This window comes from Pseudomonas sp. NPDC078416, from assembly GCF_050268485.1.
Taxonomy (GTDB): Bacteria; Pseudomonadota; Gammaproteobacteria; order Pseudomonadales; family Pseudomonadaceae; genus Aquipseudomonas.
In genome coordinates this window covers 1-20,528 of record NZ_JBNNGV010000045.1, presented here as the reverse complement: position 1 = coordinate 20,528, position 20,528 = coordinate 1, and the positions used below count along the sequence as shown (strand labels likewise).

Here is a 20,528-nt window from a genome sequence, read left to right as displayed (position 1 = left end):
TTGTGCCGCTGACATGTTCTGTAACGAGTCCGACGGCGCGTCAACGTTCGATGGATGGACCCGATGGCCGTTACCCGCCCTGCAACCGTGCCCGCGACCGATACCCAACCCGTTCCCGCCCCGCAATCAACGCAATCAACGCAATCAAGCCCCTTGGTCATGCGCATCATTGGTGCGGTCGCGTTGGCGCACCTGCTCAATGACCTGATCCAGTCGATCCTGCCTTCGATCTACCCGATGCTGAAGGCCTCGTACGGCCTGAGCTTTACCCAGGTAGGGCTGATCACCCTTACGTTCCAGGTCACCGCGTCGCTGCTGCAACCCTGGGTCGGTTACTACACCGATCGCCATCCCAACCCATTGGTGCTGCCGGTCGGTTCGTTGTGCATTCTGGGCGGCGTGATGATGCTCGCGACCGTGGGCAGCTTCCCGCTGATTCTGCTCGCCGCAGGGTTGATCGGCATCGGCTCGTCGACCTTCCATCCCGAAGCCTCACGCATCGCCCGGCTGGCCTCTGGCGGGCGCTTTGGTCTGGCGCAGTCGAGCTTTCAGGTGGGCGGCAACAGCGGATCGGCCATCGGGCCGCTGCTGGCGGCGGCGATCATCATCCCCTTCGGTCAGGGCCATATCGCCTGGTTCGGGCTGGTGGCGCTGTTTTCCGTCGGTCTGCTGTACGCCATCAGCCGCTGGTACAAGGCGCACCTGGCGCTGTTCAAGATCAAGGCCGGCCAGGCGGCGACCCACGGGCTGTCGAAACGCCGGGTGACCAGCGCGCTGGTGGTGCTGGCGCTGCTGGTGTTCTCCAAATACTTCTACATGGCCAGCTTCACCAGCTACTTCACCTTCTTCCTGATCGACAAATTCCAGTTGTCGGTCGCCAGTTCGCAACTGCACTTGTTCATGTTCCTGGCAGCGGTGGCGGCGGGCACGTTCTTCGGCGGGCCGATCGGTGATCGCATCGGCCGCAAGGCGGTGATCTGGTTCTCGATTCTGGGCGTGGCGCCGTTCACCATCGCGCTGCCCTACGCGGATCTGTTCTGGACCAGTGTCCTCAGCGTGATCATCGGTTTCATTCTGGCTTCGGCGTTTTCGGCCATCGTGGTCTACGCCCAGGAACTGGTGCCGGGCAACGTCGGCATGATCGCTGGCATCTTTTTCGGCCTGATGTTCGGCTTCGGCGGCATCGGCGCCGCATTATTGGGTCACCTCGCGGATCTTCACGGCATCGTCTATGTCTACACGCTGTGCTCCTACCTGCCGCTGTTGGGCATCCTCGCCATCCTGCTTCCGAGAACTTCAAAAAGATGTTGATAGCCGTCGCGATTTTTCTGGTCACCATCACCCTGGTGATCTGGCAACCCAAGGGCCTTGGTGTCGGCTGGAGTGCAACCTTTGGCGCAGTGCTCGCGCTGATTTTCGGGGTGGTGCACCTGAGTGACATCCCCCAGGTCTGGCACATCATCTGGAACGCCACCGGCACGTTCATTGCGCTGATCATCATCAGCCTGCTGCTCGACGAGGCCGGTTTTTTCAACTGGGCCGCGCTGCACGTGGCGCGCTGGGGCAACGGCAAGGGCCGGCGGCTGTTCGCGTTTATCGTGCTGCTCGGCGCGCTGGTGTCGGCGTTGTTCGCCAACGACGGCGCGGCGTTGATCCTCACGCCCATCGTCATGTCGATGCTGCTGGCGCTACGCTTTTCGCCGGCGACCACCCTGGCCTTCGTGATGGCGGCGGGATTCATTGCCGACACCGCAAGCCTGCCGCTGGTGGTCTCCAACCTGGTCAACATCGTGTCTGCCGACTATTTCGGCATCGGTTTCAACCGCTACGCCTCGGTGATGGTGCCGGTCAATCTGGTCAGCGTCGCGGCTACGCTGGCGGTGCTGATGCTGTTCTTTCGCCGCGACATCCCGAAAACCTTCGACGCCTCGCAACTGGCCGAGCCGTCTTCGGCGATCAAGGACCGCGCGACCTTCATGACCGGTTGGTGGGTGCTGGGGATCTTGCTGGTGGGCTGCTTTGCCCTGGAGCCGCTGGGGATTCCGATCAGTGCGATCTCCGCCGTGTGCGCCGCGATCCTGCTGGGCATTGCCGCCAAAGGCCACCGCATTTCCACGCGCAAGGTACTGAAAGACGCGCCGTGGCAGATCGTGATTTTCTCCCTGGGCATGTACCTGGTGGTGTACGGCCTGCGCAATCAGGGCCTGACCGATTACCTGGCGACCTGGCTTGATCGTTTCGCCGAACATGGTCTTTGGGGCGCCGCGATGGGCACGGGCGTGCTGACGGCGCTGTTGTCGTCGGTGATGAACAACCTGCCGACGGTGCTGATCGGCCTGTTGTCCATTGATGCAAGCCACGCCCACGGCGTGCTGCAGGAAGCGATGATTTACGCCAACGTGATCGGCAGCGACCTGGGTCCGAAAATCACCCCGATTGGCAGTCTTGCCACCTTGTTGTGGCTGCATGTGCTGGCGAAGAAGGGCGTGACCATCGGCTGGGGCTATTACTTCCGCGTCGGCATCGTGCTGACCGTGCCGGTGCTGCTGATCACCCTGGCGGCGCTGGTGCTGCGACTGAGCCTGTAACACGGCTGGAATCCGGCAGGTTCGGCCACAGGTCCGACACCAGAAACAGCCGCTCGGCCTCTTCCCAATGGCCGTCGGCGTGCCGGGTCAGGCGCACCAGCAGTTGCGCCGGCGCCAGCGGGTCGAGGGCGTCCAGCCAGTCCTGAAACTGGCGCGGTGTCCATGGCTCGTCGCAGCGCGCCGGTGCCAGCCACGCCGGACGCGGCAGTAATTGCCAGCGGCCCTCCAGCGTTTGTTCTGCGTAACCCGGCCAGTCCTTTTGATGCAGCCACGTGCCGCGCGGATGCTCAGGGTGTGCCCCTTGTGGCGGGGCGTCGGTCCTAAGCCCGAGATAAAGGGACCACGGATAAAACAGATAACCCCCCAGCCAGAGCGACGCGCTGAAGGTGTTCACACCGCGTTCGGCGAGGATCGCTGCGCTTTCCGGGCGCGCCGACATGGGCAACTGATGCTGGTTCAAGTGGGCGAGCTTCAAGTCCAGGCGGTCGACGGAGCCGGGGCCGAGCCAATGCGCCGTATCGTCGCCGTCCTGATCCTGCTGCCCAAGGTAGAGCTTGATCGCCAGCTCGACGTGGTGAACGCCTTGACTGTCCCTCAGCAGCAGGTCCAACTCGCCCAGCGTGCGCCCTTCGCCCTGAATAGGCAGGTTCGCCGCGAGCAACTCGACGCCGGGCGCGTGCTGGATTGCGAATTGCCAGAGGCGCTCGTAATACAGCCCGAGCCGGCGCGTCGAGCTTCTCGCCAGCCAGTCGCTGAGTGCGCTGTCGTCTTGGTCCAGCTGCATTAAAAAAGCGTCAAGCGCGTCGGGGTGCTGCACCCAGTCGCTGCCGCTGAGCGGGTGACGTTGAGGCCACCGGGTTTCAGCCAGCATTGGCGGTGACAGGATCACCCACGCCAGGTCACGCACGGTGGGCGTGCGCAGCTGACGGGGCAGGGCGCTCAGGGTCGGGAACGGGTTATTCATCGGGGCAGGATAGCGGGTGATGGGCGGTTGCAGCCACCGGATCATTATCCCCGTCGACGCCCGACGCCATTTGCCTGTTTGATGCAAGTCCCGTGTGGGAGCCGGCTTGCTGGCGAACGCGATTAACCAGCACTCAATACGCTGACTGGCGCACTGCATTCGCCAGCAAGCCGGCTCCTACGGATGCTCTGTTTTTGCGCCTGATTTGAGGTGATAGCACGGTGCTTAGAGCGCTTCATTTGCCGCCCCCGACCCCTTCGCCCATAATCGCGTTCTTTACACGCATCAAGCCTGCGGGAGCCCCATGGAGCAATTTCGAAATATCGGCATTATTGGTCGCCTGGGCAGTACCCAGGTGGTGGAGACCGTTCGCCGACTCAAGAAATTCCTGATATCGCGGCACCTGCATGTGATCCTCGAAGACGCCATCGCCGAGGTCCTGCCGGGGCATGGTCTGCAGACGTCTTCGCGCAAGATGCTCGGTGAAGTCTGCGACATGGTCATCGTCGTTGGCGGAGACGGCAGCCTGCTCGGCGCCGCCCGTGCGCTGGCCAAGCACAACGTGCCGGTGCTGGGCATCAACCGTGGCAGCCTGGGCTTCCTGACCGATATCCGCCCCGACGAGCTGGAAGTCAAAGTCGCCGAAGTGCTCGACGGCCACTATCTGGTGGAAAACCGCTTCCTGTTGCAGGCCGAAGTGCGCCGTCACGGCGAAGCGATCGGCCAGGGTGACGCACTCAACGACGTCGTACTGCACCCCGGCAAATCCACGCGGATGATCGAATTCGAAATCTACATCGACGGCCAGTTCGTCTGCAGCCAGAAGGCCGACGGCCTGATCGTTGCGACGCCCACCGGCTCCACGGCCTACGCGCTGTCGGCGGGCGGCCCGATCATGCACCCCAAACTCGACGCCATTGTCATCGTGCCGATGTACCCGCACACGCTGTCCGGCCGGCCGATTGTCGTCGACGGAAACAGTGAGCTGAAAATCGTTGTCTCAAAGGACATGACGATCTACCCACAGGTTTCCTGCGATGGCCAGAACCACTTCACCTGCGCGCCGGGTGACACCGTGACCGTGAAAAAGAAGCCGCAGAAGCTGCGACTCATTCACCCCCTCGACCACAACTACTACGAAGTCTGCCGGACCAAACTCGGTTGGGGCAGTCGGCTTGGCGGCGGGAGCGACTGATGCTCGATCCCGCGCGTGGCTACGATCTGATCGGTGACGTGCATGGTTGTGCCCAGACCCTTGAGCACTTGCTCGACACCCTTGGTTACCGCTTTCAGGCCGGCGTCTGGCGCCACCCTGAACGCATCGCCGTGTTCCTCGGCGACATCATCGACCGCGGCCCGCGCATTCGCGAAGCGCTGCACATCGTCCGTGACATGGTCGAGGCCGGCCAGGCGTTCTGCATCATGGGCAACCATGAATTCAACGCGCTGGGCTGGAGTACGCCAGCGCCGCCCGACAGCGGCCACGAGTGGGTGCGCGAACACACGCCGCGCCATGCTCGCCTGCTGGGCGAAACCCTGGCGCAGTTCGAGCAGCATCCCGGTGACTGGAACGACTTTCTCACATGGTTTTACCAACTGCCGCTGTTCATCGACGCCGGGCGCTTCCGTGTCGTCCACGCCTGTTGGGATGCCAGCCTGATCGCGCCGTTGCGCAGCGTTTACCATGACGGTCGCATTGATCAGGCCTTCGTGCAGGCGTCGGCGGAGCCGGGCAGTTTTGCCAGCGCGGTGTTCGATCGCCTGCTGCGCGGCACCGACATGCGCCTGCCCCACGGCATGACCCTGACCGGTGGCGACGGCCTGACCCGCGCCTCGTTCCGCACCAAGTTCTGGGAAGACGACCCGCAGACTTACGGCGACGTGGTGTTTCAGCCTGACGCGCTGCCGGAGCCGGTGGCCCGTCGTCCGCTGTCCCCCAGCGAGAAGAACGCGCTGCTGCGGTACGGCGCCAATGAGCCCCTGTTGTTCGTCGGCCACTACTGGCGCAGCGGTGTTCCCGCGCCGATCCGTCCCAATCTGGCATGCCTGGATTACAGCGCCGTGCTCTACGGCAAGCTGGTCGCCTACCGGCTGGATCAGGAAACCCAGATCGACCCGGATAAATTCGTCTGGGTCGACGTTACCCGACCGGAGATAGGTCAATGAGTCCGGTTGCTGTCTTACGCCTGCCGCTTCAAACCGACCTGAGCGGTTTCGTCGAGTTGCTGCGGCGCCTCAACGTGCCCCATCGGGTCAGCGAAGAGGCCGGCGAGCAAGTGCTGTGGGTGCCCGATGCACCGCAGCTGGCCGATGACGTCCGCCAGTTGTATCAGCAATACCCTGAAGGCGACCCGACCGCGCAGTTGCCGCCGGGCCGAGAAGTCGTGGCCGTGAGCAGGCCGAGTCCGCTGGTGCAAGTGCGCAGCAGTCCGGTGACCAGCGTGATCTTGCTGATCTGCCTGATCGTCGCGGGCGTCACGTTGCTGGGCGACAATTTCGAGGCCTTGAGCTGGCTGACTTTCAACGACTTCCGCGTCAACGGCGAATACATCAGCTTCCTGCCGGTGGAAACGTCGCTGGCTGCGGGGCAGTGGTGGCGCGTCGTCACCCCGATGTTGATTCACTTCGGCCTGCTGCACCTGGTGATGAACGCGCTGTGGTTCTGGGAGCTGGGCCGGCGCATCGAAATGCGCCAGGGCAGCTGGCAGCTGCTCGGCCTGACCCTGGCGTTCAGCGCGTTTTCCAACTACGGCCAGTATTTCTGGAGCGGCCCGAGCCTGTTCGGCGGTCTGTCCGGGGTACTTTATGGCCTGCTCGGCCACTGCTGGATCTTTCAATTGCTCGCTCCCAACCCCATGTATCGTTTACCACGCGGTGTTCTGGGGATGATGCTGATCTGGCTGGTGGTGTGCCTGTCCGGCGTCGTCGGTGTGCTCGGGTTTGGCGAAATCGCCAACGGCGCCCATGTCGGCGGCCTGATCATCGGTTGTGCTACAGGTCTTGTGGGCGGTGCACTGGCCCGCCGCAGACATTAAAATCGCCCGCTTAATTCTGGGAGAACCCAATGTCCTCTTTTGTCGAAATGATCGAAAACATCACCCCGGACGTCTACGAAAGCCTGAAGCTGGCGGTGGAAATCGGCAAATGGTCCGACGGCCGCAAGCTGACCCAGGAACAACGTGAGCTGTCGCTGCAGGCGCTGATTGCCTGGGAAGTGCGCAACGTTCCGGAAGACCAGCGCATCGGCTACATGGGCCCGCAAGAGTGCGCGTCGAAGTCGGCGCCGGTGCCCAATATCCTGTTCAAATCGGACTCCATTCATTGATTGAAATCGGCAGAGGCTCCGTCAACAAAATGTCCGCGCGGCTTGAGGCCTCGCGGGTGGAATACGCGTTCCGGCTGGGGGATTCACAGATCCCGGTCAACCCGCTGATCGGCAAGACCGTGCGCCTTGAATTTCTGGGTGCAATTCATTGCAGCCATTGCGGCAAGCGCACCAAGACCAGCTACAGCCAGGGTTATTGCTACCCATGCATGCTCAAGCTGGCCCAGTGCGATCTGTGCATCATGAGCCCCGAACGCTGCCACCATGAGCATGGCACCTGCCGCGATCCGGCGTGGGGCGAGCAGTTCTGCATGACCGACCACGTGGTCTATCTGGCCAATTCGTCGGGCGTCAAAGTCGGCATCACCCGCGCCACCCAGCTGCCCACCCGCTGGCTGGACCAGGGCGCCAGCCAGGCGTTGCCGATCGTCCGTTGCGCCACGCGCCAGCAGTCGGGTTTCGTCGAAGACCTGTTCCGCAGTCAGGTGGCCGACCGCACCAACTGGCGCGCGCTGCTCAAGGGCGACGCACCAGCGGTTGATCTGGCGGCGATTCGTGAGCAACTGTTCGAGTCCTGCGCCGAAGGCCTGGTCGCGTTGCAGATGCGCTTTGGCCTGCAGGCCATTCAGGTGATGAACGATGTCGAGCCCATCGAGATCCGATACCCGGTAGAGGCCTACCCGACCAAGATCGTCAGCTTCAACCTGGACAAGGATCCGATCGCCGAAGGCACCCTGATGGGCGTCAAAGGGCAGTACCTGATCTTCGACACCGGCGTGATCAATATTCGCAAATACACGGCGTATCAACTCGCCGTGCATCAGTAGCCCGTATTAGCAGAAGAAGGGACAACAGCATGCGCACCGACCAGCCGAAAATGATTTACCTGAAGGATTATCAGGCGCCTGAGTACCTCATTGACGAGACCCACCTGACGTTCGAATTGTTCGACGACCACTCGCTGGTCCACGCGCAGTTGGTGATGCGCCGCAACCCGGAGCGCGCCGCGCTGGCTCAGGGTGCGGCCCTGCCGGCGCTGGAACTCGACGGTCAGCAGCTTGAGCTGCTGTCGGTGAAACTGGCGGATGTCGACCTGTCCGAGGGCGACCTGTCACACAACGGCTACCAGCTGACCTCCGACAGCCTGACCGTGCAGCCGACGTCCGAGACCTTCACCCTCGACACCACCGTGAAGATTCACCCGGAAACCAACACCGCCCTGGAAGGCCTGTACAAATCCAGCGGCATGTTCTGCACCCAGTGCGAGGCCGAGGGCTTCCGCAAGATCACCTATTACCTCGACCGCCCGGACGTGATGAGTAAATTCACCACGACCGTCAGCGCCAACAAGCAGGCGTTCCCGATCCTGCTGTCCAACGGCAACCTGATCGCCGCCGGCCCGTCCGAAGACGGCGACCGCCACTGGGCGACGTGGGAAGACCCTTTCAAGAAGCCGGCCTACCTGTTCGCGCTGGTGGCCGGCGACTTGTGGTGCATTGAAGACACCTTCACCACCATGAGCCAGCGCAAGGTCACGCTGCGCATCTTCGTCGAGCCGGAAAACGTCGACAAATGCCAGCACGCCATGGACAGCCTGAAGAAGTCCATGCGCTGGGACGAAGAGGTCTACGGCCGCGAATACGATCTGGACATCTTCATGATCGTCGCCGTCAACGACTTCAACATGGGCGCCATGGAGAACAAGGGCCTCAACATCTTCAACTCCAGCGCCGTGCTGGCGCGCGCCGAAACCGCCACCGACGCCGCCCACCAGCGCGTCGAAGCCATCGTCGCCCACGAGTATTTCCACAACTGGACCGGCAACCGCGTCACCTGCCGCGACTGGTTCCAGCTGTCGCTGAAGGAAGGCTTCACGGTGTTCCGTGATTCCGGCTTCTCGGCGGACATGAACTCGGCCACGGTCAAGCGCATCCAGGACGTCGCCTACCTGCGCACCCATCAGTTCGCCGAAGACGCAGGCCCCATGGCCCACGCCGTGCGCCCTGACAGCTTCATCGAGATTTCCAACTTCTACACCCTGACCGTGTATGAGAAGGGTTCGGAAGTGGTCGGCATGATCCACACGCTGCTGGGCGCCGAAGGCTTCCGTAAGGGCAGTGATCTGTACTTCGAGCGCCACGACGGCCAGGCCGTGACCTGCGACGACTTCGTCAAGGCCATGGAAGACGCCAATGGGGTCGACTTCACCCAGTTCAAGCGCTGGTACTCCCAGGCCGGCACGCCGCGCCTTGTGGTCAGTGAGTCCTACGACGCTGCCGCAAAAACCTACAGCCTGACCTTCCGTCAGAGCACGCCGACCACGCCGGGCCAGCCGGGCGATCAGAAGCTGCCGTTTGTGATCCCGGTCGCCATGGGCCTGCTGGACGCCCAGGGTCAGGAGCTTCCGCTGCGCTTGCACGGCGAGGCCCCGGCGGTGAACACCTCCCGCGTGCTCTCGGTGACCGAAGCCGAGCAGACCTTCACCTTCATCGACATCGCCGAGCAGCCGCTGCCTTCGCTGCTGCGCGGGTTCTCGGCGCCGGTGAAACTGAGCTTCCCGTACAACCGCGATCAGCTGATGTTCCTGATGCAGCACGACAGCGACGGCTTCAACCGCTGGGATGCCGGTCAGCAACTGTCGGTTCAGGTGCTGCAGGATTTGATCGCCCAGCACCAGAAGGGCGAGCCGCTGGTCATGGATCAGCGTCTGATTACCGCGCTGCACGCCGTGCTGACCGACGAAAGCCTGGATCAGGCCATGGTCGCGGAAATGCTCTCGCTGCCGGGCGAGGCGTATCTGATCGAAATCAGCGAAGTGGCTGACGTCGATGCGATCCACGCCGCGCGCGAATTTGCCCGTCAGCAATTGGCCGACAGCCTGAGCAACGCGTTGTGGCAGCGTTACCAGACCAACCGCGAGCTGTCGAAGCAGACGCCTTATGTGGCTGCGTCCGAGCACTTCGCTCGCCGTGCGCTGCAGAACATCGCCCTGTCGTACCTGATGCTGACCGGCAAGCCGGAGGTGCTGGCCGCCGCCATCGACCAGTTCGACACCGCCGACAACATGACCGAGCGCCTGACCGCGCTGGCCGTGCTGGTGAATTCGCCGTTCGACGGCGAGAAGGCCAAGGCGCTGGAAGTGTTCGCGGAAAACTTCAAGGACAACGCGCTGGTCATGGATCAGTGGTTCAGCGTGCAGGCCGGCAGCACCTTGCCGGGCGGGCTGGAGCGCGTGAAAGCGCTGATGCAGCACCCGGCGTTCACGATGAAGAACCCGAACAAGGTGCGTGCCTTGATCGGCGCCTTTGCCGGGCAGAACCTGATCAACTTCCATGCAGCGGATGGCTCGGGCTATCGCTTCCTGGCCGATCTGGTCATCGAACTGAACGGCTTCAACCCGCAGATCGCGTCCCGCCAACTGGCGCCGCTGACCCGCTGGCGCAAATACGACAGCGCGCGGCAAGCGCTGATGAAAGCGGAACTGGAGCGCATCCTCGCCTCCGGCCCGCTGTCGCCAGACGTGTATGAAGTGGTGAGCAAAAGCCTGGCGTAAGTCGGGCGGATGTTGAAAAGGGCTGTCCGTTTGCGCGGACAGCCCTTTTTTTTGGCCGCTGATTTATGGTTTTAGCGGCTTCGGATGCTGCCTTGCACGCGCTACCTTGGCAGGACTGGCTTTAGCCGGGAAGAGGCCGGTTTGTGCGCCATCCATTTTGCGGTGTCACGAATGACGCCTTCCCGGCTGAAGCCGGTCCCACACGTCGAGACGTCCGAGGGTTCCGGCGAGCGGGGGATCAGGCGTTGAAGCCGATAATCGCCTTGGTCTCCAGGTACTCCTCAAATCCCATCACGCCGTACTCGCGGCCATTGCCAGAGCGCTTGTAGCCGCCAAAGGGTGCCATGGGGTCCCACGCCGGATGGTTCAGGTGGACTTGTCCGGCACGGATCCGCGAGGCGACGGCGCGGCCCAATTCCAGGTCCTGCGCCTGCACGTGGGCGCCCAGGCCATAGACCGTGTCGTTGGCGATGGCCACGGCTTCGTCGATGGAGTCATAGGCCAGGATGCACAGCACCGGGCCGAAGATTTCCTCTTGGGCGATGCGCATCGCTGATTCGACTTCGGAGAACACCGTGGGCTTGGTGTAATAACCTTTTTCAAACCCTTGCACGCGGCCCGGTCCGCCGCACAGCAGTTTCGCGCCTTCGCTGATGCCGGCGTGGATCATCGCCTGGACGCGGCTGAACTGGGCTTCGTTGGCAATCGGCCCGAGTTGGGTTTCAGGGGACTGCGGATCACCGACGATCAACGCGTTGGCGGTGGCGGCGGCCAGTGCTTCGACTTCGGCGAGGCGGGCGCGGGGCACGATCATCCGGGTCGGCGCGCTGCACGACTGGCCGACGTTGCGCAAGGCCGACATCACCCCCAGCGGCACGACCTTGGTGAAGTCGGCGTCGGGCAGCATGACGTTCGGCGACTTGCCGCCCAGCTCCTGGGTCACGCGTTTCACCGTGACCGCCGCCGCTTGCGCGACGAGGGCGCCGGCGCGGTTCGAGCCTGTAATGGAGATCATGTCGATGTCGGGGTGGGCGGCGATGGCGGCGCCGACGTCCGCGCCGCTGCCGTTGACCAGATTGAACACGCCGGGGGGCAGGCCGGCGTCGTGGACCAGTTGGGCGAACAGCAGGGCGCTCAACGGCGACAGCTCGCTGGGTTTGAGGACCACGGTGCAACCGGCGGCGAGGGCCGGCGCGACTTTGGCGGTGATCTGGTACAGCGGCCAGTTCCACGGGGTGATCAGGCCGCAGACGCCGATGGCCTCGCGTTCGATGGCGGTGGTGCCTTCAACGGTTCTGAACGGGTAAGTGGAGAGCAGATCCCGGGCGACCCGCACGTGCTCGGCGGCAAGCGGCACCTGCATGGCGCGGGAGAAACTGATGGCCGCGCCCATTTCCAGGGACAGGGTCTGGGCGAGCGGTTCTTTGCGTTCAAGGATCAGCGCGTGGATTTTGCTCAGGATCGACGCGCGTTCTACGACCGGCGTCGCCGACCAGCCAGGAAAGGCTGCGCGCGCTGCGGCGACAGCCCGATCAACGTCCTCGGCCGAACCCCGCGCGACCTCGGCGACCACCTCTTCAGTGGCCGGGTTGACCACGGGCAAACTGGCGTGGATAGCGGGGGATGTCCACTCGCCGTTGATGTAGAACTGCCCGGCGTTTTGCAGCTCGATGCCGTGGGTATTTGAAGCGTATGAGGTCATCCAGCTAGCTCCCTGGAGCGGTGATAAGGGCGGCGAACAGCGAGTCCTGACGTCTCGATACGCTAACAAACCGGGCCAGGCAAAAGATGCCGTTGTTGCGGTCTGCAAGGGAGAATCTGCTGAATCCGCCGGTGTGTAGGCCATCAATTTCGCGGCGTGACACCTGACGCCTTCCCGGCTAAAGCCGGTCCCACAAAGTCGTGCGCTGCCTGAGTGGCGGTGTGCATGCGGTCTGTTTTTGTAGGACTGGCTTTAGCCGGGAAGAGGCCCGCATGAGCACCCATAATTTCGCGGTGTGGCGCCTGACGCTTTCCCGGCTAAAGCCGGTCCCACAGGATGACCGCATTCAAATAGTGGGACCGGCTTCAGCCGGGAAGAGGCCCGCATGAGCATCCACAATTTTGCGGTGTGACGCCTGACGCTTTCCCGGCTAAAGCCGGTCCCACAGGATGACCGCATTCAAATAGTGGGACCGGCTTCAGCCGGGAAGAGGCCGGCATGAGCACCCACAATTTTGCGGTGTGACGCCTGACGCTTTCCCGGCTGAAGCCGGTCCTACACATCGCGGCGTGCCTGGCAACGTTCACCCAATCGCCTGGGTCACCATCGCGAACTGGGCAATGCCATCCCGCGACCGCGGCGGTTCGCCCAGCACCATGCGGGGCGCGCGATCAACGCACGGCAGCCCCAGTCCCTCCAGCCAATCCACCAGCCCGCATTCAGCCAGAATGTCGAAACGCACAAACGCGCCGGGGATCAGGCCCAGCAGGTGCGTGATCATCTGTTTTGCCTGCGCCAGATCCTGCGCAACCACCGGCCCAATAAGATGCCCGCGACCAAACCGGCGGAGCAGGGCGCATCCCTTCAGTTGCCCGTCCACCTCGATGCCCACCACGCACTCCGCTATCGGCAGCAGATCGTTGAGCACCGCCGTGCGGTCCAGTCCGCTGCCGGCATTGGCTAGTTCGATCACCTGAGGATATTCGGCCTCGGTCACTTCACGACACAGCGCGTCTCCCGTTGCAGCCAGAGCCGGCGGCATGTGAGGCACGCCCTGATGTTGCTGAATCCGCGCGTACTCGACAAAACCCATGCTCACATACAGCGGCGCCCCCGATTCAGTGGCGTTGAGGATCGGCGTGCGCGGCGCGGCGGCATCCAGGCACAGGTTCATTAGCTGGCGGCCAATGCCTTTGCTCTGGTGCTGATCACTGACGATCACTAGTCCGATGGAGGAATAAGCCCCCTGATGACAGGCAAACGCCACGCCCACCAATTGCCCTTCATGTTCAGCAACAAAGCCCTCGGACGTGCGCTGCACCATCGCCCAGTCGTCCTCGCGGTGGGGCCACTTCAACTGCACGGAGAGGGCGTGGGCGGCGGGCATGTCGGCCGCCGTCGCCATGCGATAAACGTAGGCGTCGCTCATATGAGTTTTCCTGTGCTGAGAAGGCTGGTCGCCAATTGCGGTACGAGTGATGGCTGGGTAAACCGGCGGATGTCGAAGGGGCTGATGGACGTGCTGGTGCTGCCGGTGCTGATCAATTCGGCCATCACGTCACCGACGCCAGGGCCGAGCTGAAAGCCATGGCCGCAGAAGCCGAAGGCGTAAAACAGCCCGTCGACCATGCCGCTGGGGCCCATCACCGGCAGCGAGTCCGGCGTGTAGCTTTCGATGCCGCTCCAGGTGCGGATGATGTTGAGTTTCTCGGCGCCGGGTACCAGCCGCTTCATCTGGCGCATCTGGTTGAGCAGGCTTTCAGGCTTGAAAAATGCCCGGCGATTGACCATGTCCGGCGCACAACGGGCGCCGCCACCGATGATGATGTTGCCGCGGGGAATCTGCCGGAAGTAGATCACCTCTTCCTTGATCTTGGTGAACACGCCGATCACCGTCGGCAACGCGTAGGGCACAGGCTCCGTCACCGACATCTGCGGGCCATTGGGTTCCAGGGGCACGGGTTCATCGAACTGTTGAGACAGTTTGGTTGCCCACGCGCCAGCGGTGATCAACAGCTGTTCGGCGACGAACAACTGCCCGTCGGTGGTGGTGACGTGGAACTGTCCGCCGACCTTTTGCACGTCGGCAACTTCGGTGCGTTCTTCGATTCGTGCGCCAAGGCGGCGGGCCGCGCGGGCAAAGGCCGGGGCCGCCAGACGCGGGTTGGCGTGACCATCGTGGGGCGCGTAGGAGCCGCCTTTCACCTCCGGCCCGAGGAAACCAAAACGCTCGTGCAACTCGGCGCCGCGATAGATTTTCAGGTCCAGTTGCTCGGCTTCCGGCGCGGCGGCGTAGGCTTCCAGTTCGGCGATTTCGTCCTCGCGATAGCACACGCGCATGTGCCCGCTGGGGATGAATTCCAGGTCGTCGTCGATCAGCTCCGGCAGGCGTTTCCACAATCCCCACGACCGGTTTGCCAGTTCGAGCTGACCCAGATAGCGCCCTTGGCGACGGACGTTGCCGAAGTTCACGCCGCTGGCGTACTGACCGATCTGGTCGCGCTCCAGCAGGGTCACCGAGCAGCCGCGCCGTTGCAGAAAAAACGTCGACGAGGCGCCCATGACGCCGCCGCCGATCACCAGCACATCGCTTTTTTGCGGGTTCATGAAGGTTCCTCTTGCAGGTGACGGTGTTGCAGGCCACGGGGCTGCAGGTCCCGCGCGATTGCTTCTATTTCGATCAGGTAACCGTGATGCAAAACCGGGACCGGCACCACGGCGCGGGCGGGCCGGTGCTCGCCCAGGCACTGCGCATAGAGTCGATCAAACGCCGGCCAGTGTTCAATGCCCACCACATAGACCGTTACTTTCAGCAAGTCGGTTGGGCTCAAACCCGCTTGCCGGAGGATCGCCATGAGGTTGTTGAGGGCAATCGAGGCCTGCACTTCGAACGGTTGATCGGCGCTGTGCTCGCCATTGGCCCGCACCGGCAATTGGCCGGACACGTAGACCACGCCGCCGTACGCCACTGCCTGGGAATAGTGCCCGCCCGGCGCCGCCGCGTCGGCCGTGTGAATGATGTCGAGATCACCAGCCATGCAGACGACTCCAGGTGTGCACCGCGCCGTCGGCGTCGAGGGCGTGATAGTCCGGAAACTGTGCGCCGGTGGCGCATGCGTGGTTGGGCAGAATGCGCAGGCGACTGCCAATGGGGAAACGCGTGGCGAGGTCGGTACTGTCGGCGTCGCCCAGGGTAATGATCCCGTGCTCCTGATTGGCGCCGGTGACCAACGCCCCTTCGATCCACTCGCCCGTTTCAGTGCACACCTGGCCGTAACCGAAATCGTGACGCTGACGCTGGGTGCCGCGATCACGACTCATGGCCATCCAGCCGGCGTCGGTAATGATCCAGCCCTTTTCCTGCTGATGGCCGATCACCGTGGTCAGCACGCTCAGCGCCAACTCGTCGGCCTGGCAGACGCCGATGTTGTGCATGACCAGATCGAAAAACACATACACACCGGCACGTACTTCCGTCACGCCATCCAGATTCAGGGCGGATAGGGCTGTGGGCGTGGAGCCGATGCTGACGTCCGGGCAGTCCATCCCGGCGTCACGTATGCGTTGAGCGGCGCGAACGCAGAGGGCGCGCTCCTGTTCGGCGAGGGCCTGCAGGGCTTCGGGGTTATCGAGTTCGTAGCTGGAACCGGCGTGGGTCATCACGCCGCGCAGTTGTACGCCCCCGTCGATGAGGATGCGTGCCACGTCGATCAGCGCCGGGTCCTCAGCGGCGAGGCCCGAGCGATGGCCGTCGCAGTCCACCTCAATCCAGACGGGGAGTCGTTCATCGTGCTCCTTCGCGAAGGCGACGATGGCATAGGCGCCCTGAACGCTATCGGTGAGCACGCTCAGGTTGCAGCCGGCGCGCCGCAACGCCAGCGCCTGAACTAACTTGCCGGGTGCGATGGCGACCCCATACAACACGTCGTTGATGCCCTGGTTAAAACAGTGTTCGGCTTCTTTCAGCGTGGACACCGTCACGCCGCTCGCACCGGCCGCGATCTGCGCCTGAATCACCGGCAGGCATTTGCTGGTCTTGACGTGGGGACGCAAACGTACGCCAAGGCTGTCCATGCGCTGCTGCATGCGCTGGATATTGCGCTGCATGCGCGGGACGTCCACCAGCGCGGCGGGGGTGTCGAGTGAGGCGATCGGCATAGACATGACGGAACTCGGGTGGCGAGGGACAGGCTGCACTCTACTCAGCTGTCGTTAAGGTGTGGTTCAATCCAGTCTCATCAATCATTAAGTAAAAGTGAATGATCTCCATCGAAGACCTGCGGCTGGCGGTCGCATTGAGCCGCGCCGAATCCCTGAGTGCGGCGGCCAGAGCGCTCAATGTTTCGCCGCCGGCACTGTCCATGCGCCTGCGTAAACTGGAGACGCTGCTGGGCCTGACCCTCGCTAACCGCGACGCCCGCCGCTTGAGCCTGACGGCCGACGGCGAACGCTTCTCCCGGGAAAGCGCGCTGTTGCTGGAACAGCTGGAAGCGCTCCCGGAATCCTTCCGGCAAAAGGACGAAAGACTGGCGGGCACCCTGCGGCTGGCGGCGCCCTTCGGTTTCGGACGCCAGCGACTGGCGCCCCTGCTGGCGCGTTTCATCCGGCTGCATCCGCAGCTGTGCCTGCACCTGGACCTGCGCGAAACCCCCTGGCCGGATCGCCACGACAGCGACGCGGTGATCCACATCGGTCACCTCAACGACAGCCTGTGGACCGCGCGGCAACTCTCACCCAACGAACGCTGGCTGTGCGCAAGCCCGGCCTACCTGCAAGCACACGGCGAGCCGACCTCGCCGGACCAACTCAGCGCCCATCGCTGCATCTGCATCCGCGAGAACGACGAAGACGTCACGCTCTGGCACCTGCGCAAAGGCCCCGCCCGCAAAACCCTGCGTATCGAACCGGCCCTGCTCACCAACGACGGCAGCGTCGCCCGCCGCTGGGCCGAACAAGGCCTGGGCCTGGTGCTGCGCTCGCAATGGGACGTCAGCGACGCCATCGCCAGCGGCAACCTCGTCCGCGTCCTCGCCGACTGGAACTTCGACAGCGCCCCCGTCAACCTCCTCGTGCCCTCCCGCAAACTGAGGAGTCCGAGGGTGCAAGCGCTGGTGGCGTTTCTGGAAGATGCGTTGAAGGTGTGAATAGTCGCACCGGCATCACGCCGATGATCGTTCCCACGCTCCGCGTGGTAATGCAGCTTGGGACGCTCCGCGTCCTTGACTGCACTTCCCGGCTGAAGCCGGTCCCACTGTCAAAGGCTTCCCGGCTAAAGCCGGTCCCACTAAAAGCGCGCGTAAATCAGTGAGACCGGTGACGCGGAGCGTCATGGGATGCATTCCCACGCAGAGCGTGGGAACGATCATGATCAAAGGCTTCCCGGCTAAAGCCGGTCCCACTAAAAGCGCGCGTAAATCAGTGAGACCGATGACGCGGAGCGTCATGGGATGCATTCCCACGCGGAGCGTGGGAACGATCAAGATCAAAGGCTTCCCGGCTGAAGCCGGTCCCACCAAAAGCGCGCGTAAATCAGTCAGACCGGTGACGCGGAGCGTCAGAGGATGCATTCCCACGCGGAGCGTGGGAACGATCAAGATTGATGCCGCCCAGACTGGCCTCTTCCCGGCTAAAGCCGGTCCCACAAAAAAGCACCGCGTGGAGCCAGTGAGACCGGTGACGCGAAGCGTCAGGGGATGCATTCCCACGCGGAGCGTGGGAACGATCAAGATTGATGCCGTCCAGACTGGCCTCTTCCCGGCTGAAGCCGGTCCCACTATCAAAGGCTTCCCGGCTAAAGCCGGTCCCACTAAGCGTAAGCGCGCTTTTGATCTTCATACACAGAAAGCCCAGACACCGCAGAACGCGACTTGGGTGCAGGCCGAGCGCAGACGACGCGGAGTGGGCCGAGCCGCATGGATGCGGCGAGAGCGCCGCCAGGACATGGATGTCCGTTCGGCGCGGGCCCACGGAGCGAGACCGAAGTGAGGGTATTCCGACGAAGGAGGAACCCAACCAGGAGCAAGCACCCTTGGTTACTTGGGGTGCTTTTCCAAGTAACTCGCCGAAGGCGAAACAGTCTGCCCCCAGGCAGACGCCCTTGATCTTGATCTTGATCTGAAAAATCACTTCACCGCATAGACCTTGCGCACATAAACCGCACTCGTCCACGCACAAAACGCCCCCTTCACCACAAACACCGTATCCCCCGGATTAACCGTCACCTCACCGCCCTCATCATCGGCCAGCGTCACGCTCCCCTCCAACAGATGCATCAACTCATGCAACCGGTGCGCACGACCATGGCGCTGATAAGGCGTCGAATCCCAAATCCCCACCTTCAGCTCCGTCACCTCATCCTCGAACAGACTCAACGCCCGACACTGCGGCGCAGGCCCGATCAAAATCGGCGGCTCCAGCGTCGCCGACGGATTCAGCCACAGATGCGCCGGCAACAGCGTCAACCCGGGACGCGCAGCCGCATCCTCCACATCCACCGCACAAAATGCCCACTCACTGCCACTGCTGGCATGCACCGCCACCCGACTGCCACGGCCAATCACCGCACTGGCACCGACGCCCAACTCCAGCGTCTGCTCCGCGCTGCTCAACACCACATGCCCTGCATGCACCACCAGCGTCTCGCTGTAGGGGAAGTCCTCGATCAACGCGTCGCCGGTGAACCGCACCAGCCCGGCCGACACCCCGTCATCGCCGCGCCACGCCACATTTCGCGCCTCGGCAAAAGGATCGAGCGCGCTCAACGGCGCCGAGCTGAAAGACGTAGAAACGCCGCTGCCATCAGCGCGCGCCAACAGCAAAATACCGGGAGATGACATGGTGAATGCTCCGTAAGAAAAGTCAGCCGATCGCCTGAGTGATCAGCGCGAAAGGGTGCACGCCCTGGCTGGCCTCGGGCGCAGTGCCCCTCGCCATCTGCACCACGGTGTCGACGTTCTTCAGGCCCGACGCTTCCAGCCAGTCGCTGAGACCGCAGGTCACAGGGATGTCGATGCGCACAAACGTGTCCGGCACCTGCGCCAGCAAGACGGCGATCAGGTGTTGAGCCTGATGGATGTCTTCTGCCACCACCGGCCCGATGCAGCGCCCGCGGCCAAACGGCCGCAGCAGGGCGAAGCCGCGCAGCTGACCGTCACGCTCGATGCCCACGGCGTGCTCGACTTGCAGGTCGCGCAGCACATCGCGGCGGTCCAGGCCGCTGGCGGCTTTGGCGAGGGCAAGAAGGGCGGCGTGGTCGTCGGCGGTGAGGGCGCGGCAGGTTTCGCCGTCAGCCAACGCCACCAGCGCCGGCACGATGGCCTGGCCCTGATGCTGCTGCACCCGACCAAACTCAACAAAACCCTGGCTGGCATACAACGGCTTGCCCGCGACGGTGGCGTTGAGAACCGGCGTGCGCGGCTCGCACGCGGCGAGGGCCGTCTCCATCAAGCGGCGGCCAATGCCCTGGCCCTGGTAATCGTTGCTGACGATCACCAGGCCGATGGTCGCGAAATCCCCCTGCGGGCAGACAAAGGCGCTGCCGATCAAGCGGCCGCCGTCCATCACCACAAAGCCGTCGCTGACCCGATGCAGCATCGCCCAGTCGTCCAGGCGATGGGGCCATTTCAGTTGCACCGACAGATCATGGGCGGCGGTCAGGTCGGCGACGGTCATCCGGCGGTAGGTATAAGAAGGGTGCGGCAGGGCGGACATGGCGAGGCTCCGTGATGCGTTATTCAAGTAGCACTGAGCGCCTGTATCCCACCTGATTAAAGGGCTGACAAGAGGGCGCGGGATATTCGGCAGATTCGTCCCGCGGCGGGGGACGGGACCCTACTTCGTACTTAAATCCGGGGTGAGGGCGGCAGCAAATGCCAGGGGCGGATTTTATCGTTTCAGCCCCGATGATCGTTCCCGCGCTCTGCGTGGGAATGCATCCCCTGACGCTCTGCGTCAGCTTGCGCAGGCCGCAGGATCTTCGCCTGCGTTGGGACGCGGAGCGTCCTGGGCGGCATTCCCACGCGGAGCGTGGGAACGATCAACATTATCTGCCGCCGCAAGCCCCATTCTTAAGCCTTTCCACCCGGCAATCCTCACAAAAGCCCCCTAAAAGCGCACAAACACAGGCCCTGCCCAAGGCTGGCGCGCACCGCAAACTCTGCTGAGGCCAGCCACCAAAACGGTGGTTTGTATTGAGCACGGGTCGTTTTAGACGGCATATGCTGATTTCACAGTGATGTAATGAACCTGTGCTGCAACGAGGCCGCCGCGCCGCCAGGGCAGCGAACGCTTGCCACACTCAACCTGAAATTGGGCACGCCCGGACAGTGCTGACCCAGCGTCGCCACGGCCACCAGTTCAAAGCGGTCACTGGCGTGGATCGCCGGCACGTGCTGGTC

At 63.3% G+C, this 20,528-nt stretch carries 17 protein-coding genes and 1 pseudogene; 9 read left to right on the top strand and 9 right to left on the bottom strand.

Going from position 1 to position 20,528, the window contains the following annotated elements; all coding sequences use genetic code 11:
- Positions 1-63: 63 nt before the first annotated feature.
- Positions 64-1,311: an MFS transporter gene (locus tag ACQKEN_RS24000; protein ID WP_427689304.1), complete on the top strand. Its 1,248-nt coding sequence runs from the start codon at positions 64-66 to the stop codon at positions 1,309-1,311.
- Entirely contained in the window at positions 1,305-2,588 is a 1,284-nt protein-coding gene (locus ACQKEN_RS23995; protein WP_427689303.1) for an arsenic transporter, read from the top strand. The genes ACQKEN_RS24000 and ACQKEN_RS23995 overlap by 7 nt, the downstream gene beginning before the upstream one ends.
- Here the strand turns inward: ACQKEN_RS23995 and ACQKEN_RS23990 are convergent.
- Positions 2,551-3,597, bottom strand: coding sequence for a DUF1853 family protein (locus ACQKEN_RS23990; RefSeq protein WP_427689302.1), 1,047 nt, complete (start codon positions 3,595-3,597; stop codon positions 2,551-2,553). The two genes, ACQKEN_RS23995 and ACQKEN_RS23990, sit on opposite strands and share 38 nt — an antisense overlap.
- A gap of 259 nt (positions 3,598-3,856) precedes the next feature.
- On the opposite strand from ACQKEN_RS23990, the gene ACQKEN_RS23985 reads away from it, so the two are divergent.
- The 6 genes from ACQKEN_RS23985 to pepN are packed head-to-tail and all read left to right on the top strand — an operon-like array spanning position 3,857 to position 10,430.
- The gene (locus ACQKEN_RS23985; protein ID WP_037011709.1) at positions 3,857-4,747 is read left to right on the top strand and encodes an NAD(+) kinase; all 891 of its coding nucleotides are present in this window, start codon (positions 3,857-3,859) and stop codon (positions 4,745-4,747) included.
- The gene (locus tag ACQKEN_RS23980) at positions 4,744-5,718 is read left to right on the top strand and encodes a metallophosphoesterase (protein WP_427689310.1); all 975 of its coding nucleotides are present in this window, start codon (positions 4,744-4,746) and stop codon (positions 5,716-5,718) included. The genes ACQKEN_RS23985 and ACQKEN_RS23980 overlap by 4 nt, the downstream gene beginning before the upstream one ends.
- Positions 5,715-6,587 (top strand): rhomboid family intramembrane serine protease, encoded by an 873-nt coding sequence (locus ACQKEN_RS23975; protein ID WP_427689301.1) that lies wholly within the window; start codon positions 5,715-5,717, stop codon positions 6,585-6,587. The genes ACQKEN_RS23980 and ACQKEN_RS23975 overlap by 4 nt, the downstream gene beginning before the upstream one ends.
- 29 nt (positions 6,588-6,616) lie before the next feature.
- Complete coding sequence (locus ACQKEN_RS23970) at positions 6,617-6,877, top strand: YeaC family protein (RefSeq protein WP_074888021.1); 261 nt, start codon at positions 6,617-6,619, stop codon at positions 6,875-6,877.
- Complete coding sequence (locus tag ACQKEN_RS23965; protein ID WP_427689300.1) at positions 6,874-7,704, top strand: DUF2797 domain-containing protein; 831 nt, start codon at positions 6,874-6,876, stop codon at positions 7,702-7,704. The genes ACQKEN_RS23970 and ACQKEN_RS23965 overlap by 4 nt, the downstream gene beginning before the upstream one ends.
- A 29-nt stretch (positions 7,705-7,733) precedes the next feature.
- Positions 7,734-10,430: an aminopeptidase N gene (gene pepN / locus ACQKEN_RS23960; RefSeq protein WP_427689299.1), complete on the top strand. Its 2,697-nt coding sequence runs from the start codon at positions 7,734-7,736 to the stop codon at positions 10,428-10,430.
- A 238-nt stretch (positions 10,431-10,668) separates the two neighbouring features.
- Here pepN and ACQKEN_RS23955 read toward each other — a convergent pair whose 3' ends face one another.
- The 5 genes from ACQKEN_RS23955 to ACQKEN_RS23935 form a co-directional block, all read right to left on the bottom strand.
- Positions 10,669-12,132, bottom strand: coding sequence for an aldehyde dehydrogenase family protein (locus ACQKEN_RS23955; protein WP_427689298.1), 1,464 nt, complete (start codon positions 12,130-12,132; stop codon positions 10,669-10,671).
- Between the two features lie 583 nt (positions 12,133-12,715).
- Positions 12,716-13,561, bottom strand: coding sequence for a GNAT family N-acetyltransferase (locus ACQKEN_RS23950; protein WP_427689297.1), 846 nt, complete (start codon positions 13,559-13,561; stop codon positions 12,716-12,718).
- Complete coding sequence (locus ACQKEN_RS23945; protein ID WP_427689296.1) at positions 13,558-14,739, bottom strand: NAD(P)/FAD-dependent oxidoreductase; 1,182 nt, start codon at positions 14,737-14,739, stop codon at positions 13,558-13,560. Before ACQKEN_RS23945 ends, ACQKEN_RS23950 begins: the two co-directional genes overlap by 4 nt.
- Positions 14,736-15,170, bottom strand: coding sequence for a RidA family protein (locus ACQKEN_RS23940; RefSeq protein ID WP_427689295.1), 435 nt, complete (start codon positions 15,168-15,170; stop codon positions 14,736-14,738). Before ACQKEN_RS23940 ends, ACQKEN_RS23945 begins: the two co-directional genes overlap by 4 nt.
- Positions 15,160-16,296: a DSD1 family PLP-dependent enzyme gene (locus ACQKEN_RS23935; RefSeq protein ID WP_427689294.1), complete on the bottom strand. Its 1,137-nt coding sequence runs from the start codon at positions 16,294-16,296 to the stop codon at positions 15,160-15,162. The genes ACQKEN_RS23940 and ACQKEN_RS23935 overlap by 11 nt, the downstream gene beginning before the upstream one ends.
- Positions 16,297-16,391: 95 nt before the next feature.
- Between ACQKEN_RS23935 and ACQKEN_RS23930 the strand changes: the two genes are divergently transcribed.
- The gene (locus ACQKEN_RS23930) at positions 16,392-17,276 is read left to right on the top strand and encodes a LysR family transcriptional regulator (RefSeq protein WP_427689293.1); all 885 of its coding nucleotides are present in this window, start codon (positions 16,392-16,394) and stop codon (positions 17,274-17,276) included.
- Positions 17,277-18,254: 978 nt separating this feature from the next.
- On the opposite strand, the gene ACQKEN_RS23925 is transcribed toward ACQKEN_RS23930, so the two are convergent.
- From ACQKEN_RS23925 to ACQKEN_RS23915, 3 genes and pseudogenes are all read right to left on the bottom strand, one after another.
- Positions 18,255-18,968, bottom strand: a complete 714-nt coding sequence (locus ACQKEN_RS23925; protein WP_427689292.1) for a cupin domain-containing protein — start codon at positions 18,966-18,968, stop codon at positions 18,255-18,257.
- A 22-nt stretch (positions 18,969-18,990) separates the two neighbouring features.
- Positions 18,991-19,842 (bottom strand): GNAT family N-acetyltransferase, encoded by an 852-nt coding sequence (locus tag ACQKEN_RS23920; protein ID WP_427689291.1) that lies wholly within the window; start codon positions 19,840-19,842, stop codon positions 18,991-18,993.
- A 590-nt stretch (positions 19,843-20,432) separates the two neighbouring features.
- Positions 20,433-20,528 (bottom strand): annotated as a pseudogene (locus ACQKEN_RS23915) (gfo/Idh/MocA family oxidoreductase); the annotation flags it as partial.